Origin of the sequence: Corallococcus exercitus (genome assembly GCF_003611585.1) — a bacterium.
Classification (GTDB): Bacteria; Myxococcota; Myxococcia; order Myxococcales; family Myxococcaceae; genus Corallococcus; species Corallococcus exercitus.
The window spans coordinates 1-2,490 of the sequence record NZ_RAVW01000714.1; the positions used below are offsets into that span (position 1 = coordinate 1).

At 72.4% G+C, this 2,490-nt stretch carries 4 protein-coding genes; all 4 read right to left on the reverse strand.

All coding sequences use genetic code 11. From position 1 onward, the window contains the following. Nucleotides 1-1,081, reverse strand: a 1,081-nt coding sequence (locus tag D7W79_RS41225; RefSeq protein WP_244222262.1) for a peptidase MA family metallohydrolase, incomplete at its 3' end; no start/stop codon positions are given. An 8-nt stretch (nucleotides 1,082-1,089) separates the two neighbouring features. Continuing rightward, entirely contained in the window at nucleotides 1,090-1,389 is a 300-nt protein-coding gene (locus D7W79_RS41230) for a DUF167 domain-containing protein (RefSeq protein WP_120530650.1), read from the reverse strand. 9 nt (nucleotides 1,390-1,398) lie between these two features. After that, entirely contained in the window at nucleotides 1,399-1,926 is a 528-nt protein-coding gene (locus D7W79_RS41235; RefSeq protein WP_014397740.1) for a DivIVA domain-containing protein, read from the reverse strand. Nucleotides 1,927-2,034: 108 nt separating this feature from the next. Further along, nucleotides 2,035-2,490 (reverse strand): HEAT repeat domain-containing protein, encoded by a 456-nt coding sequence (locus D7W79_RS41240; RefSeq protein WP_120530651.1) that lies wholly within the window; start codon nucleotides 2,488-2,490, stop codon nucleotides 2,035-2,037.

Consider the following 2,490-nt stretch of genomic DNA (forward strand, 5'->3'; position numbering starts at 1 on the left):
GAGTGGTGGCGCCGGGCCACTCCGGCCAGGGCAGGGCGGGGGACAGCGGCTCGGCGCCGTCCACGGGCACGGGCCCGGCCGCGCGGGCGGCGGCGAGCAGGCGCAGCGCGGCGTCCTCGGCGGCGTCCTCCGCGGCCAGCTCCGTCATGCGCGCGGACTTCTGGCGCATGCGGCGCGCGAACGCGGCCACGCACAGGATGGAGGCGGTGAGCCACAGCAGCGCGGAGCTGGTGGTGAGCGGCAGCCAGCCGTACCGGGCCGCGAGCCCCTCGCGCCAGTCCTGCTCCTCCAGCAGCAGCGACGTCCGGAAGGCCTTGCCGAAGGCCTGCTCGAAGGGCTCTCCCGCGCGCACGCCGTCCACCAGGAGGCCCATGGCGTGCGAGCCGTGCTTGCCGGTGAGGTAGGCCACGAAGGCGGCGCTCTGCGCGTACGCGATTTCAACGTCCGCGGGCACGTCCGGCCAGTCCTCGGACAGGTCCTCGAAGTGGAAGACGCGCTCCTGCGTCACCGCGCGGAAGAGGGCGGTGTAGTGGGCGACGGAGTAGCGCTCGTCGGTGAGGTTCTGCGCCACGCCCTCCTGGAACCAGCGCGGCCAGTCCTTCGCCAGCTGCCCCAGCGCCACGTGCGCCATCTCATGCCGCAGCGTCGTGGGGCCCTCCGTGTCGCTCAGGCTCAGCGCGTCCAGCAGGATGATCTGATGCCCGGGGTACGCGAGCGCCACCGCCCAGCCCGGGGGCTTGCCGCCGGGGAGGGCCAGCGCCTCGAACTCCTGGCGGCCCACGCCCAGGCGGATTTCGGTGGTGCCCGGCCAGTCCCGCCCCAGCATCGCGCCGAAGGCATCCCGCACGCCTTCAATCTGCCCGGCCAGCGCCCGCGCCGCGCCCGCCGCCTTCGCGGTGTGCAGGATGACGAAGCGCTGCGTCCTCAGCTCGCCCGCGACGATGGCGGGGCGGGCGTGGGGCACGAGCGCGCTGTCGGTGACGACGGCCTCCGTGGCGTGGATGCCTCGGGGACCTTCGTCCTGCGCGAACACGCCCGGCGAGGCCAGCAGCATCATCAGGAAGGCGAACAGGCGGAGCATGCGTGGCCTCACGGTCCACCAGAGATAACAGCCTCGACCGCCGCCGCATCAACCCCCTCCACCCTCAATCGCTTACGGCGCGACGTGTCACCCGCCGTGAGTGTCACCTGGCGACGCGGCACGCCCAGCGTTTTCGCGATGAATTCCACCAGGGCCGCATTCGCTTCGCCATCCACGGGCGGCGCGGCGAGCTGGATCTTCAGCTGGCCGTCATGCTCGCCCACCACCTTCGTGCGGGACGCGCGCGGCTGGACGAGCACCGACAGCTCCACCCCGGCGGGGACGGCCTTGAGCCAGGGGGCGGGCATGCGCGGGCGCTAGTCGTTGGAGGTGGCCTTCTTCTGCGACAGGAACGCGACGTTGTCCTCCACGCGCGCGTAGTCGCGGTCCGCGAAGGTGGGCGCGGCGAACGTCTCCAGCAGCTTGCGGTGGGCCTCCACCACGGAGCGCACCTGCGACTCGAACTGGGTGCGCTGGCGCTTGAGCTCGTTGATGTCCTCCACCACCTGCACCAGCCGCTGATGCGCGCCGTGGACGATCTTCTCCGCCTGGTGCTCCGCGTCCGCGATGATGATCTCCGCTTCCTTCTTCGCGGCGTCCTTCAGGTCCTCGCTGATGCGCTGGGCGGTGACCATCGTCTCCTGGAGGGTGCGCTCGCGCTCCTGATGCTGCTCGAGCCGCGCCTGCGTGCGCTTCAGCTCCTCCTTGAGCGCGATGTTCTCCTTCACGACCTCCTCGAACTCGCCGGCGATCAGCTCCAGGTACGCGCCCACTTCGGGACGCGCGAAGCCGCGCATCACCGTCTCGAAGCGCTTCTGACGGATGTCGAGGGGGGTGATCTTCATGCGCCCCAGTCTAACCCATACACGCGCGCACTCCAGGAATCGGCCCGAGGCCGGGGCAGGCTCCGCGCACCGTCATGTCTGGAGGGAGGGCAGGCGAGCAGGCGTGTTTCAGGGCGCGGGGGCCGCGGCGGCTTCCCACTGCGACGCCACCGAGCGCGCGGCGTTCTGCACCGCGTAGCCCACGCGGCTGTCGGCGGCCACGTCCTGCACCACGCGGCGCGCGGTGGGCGTGCGCTGGTAGAGCAGCCCGCCCAGGGCCTGGATCTTCAGCGCGTCCGGCAGGCGCGGGTGGCGCACGACGTTGCCCAGGATCTCCTCCGCGCGGCGGTGCTGGAAGAGGGCCACCGCGCGCAGCGCCGCCTGTTGGATGCGCGGGTTCGGGTCCCAGATGAACGCGGCCAGCGGATCCAGGGCGCGCGTGTCGCCCAGCAGGGCCAGGTCCTCGATGGCGAGCGCGCGGATCTCCTCCGGCGCGGGCTCCGCCGCCCACAAGAGGCCCTTCAGGAGGGCCGCGTCCGACGCGCTGGCGTCCTCCGGGGGCCGGGCGGGGGCGGCCTTCTCCAC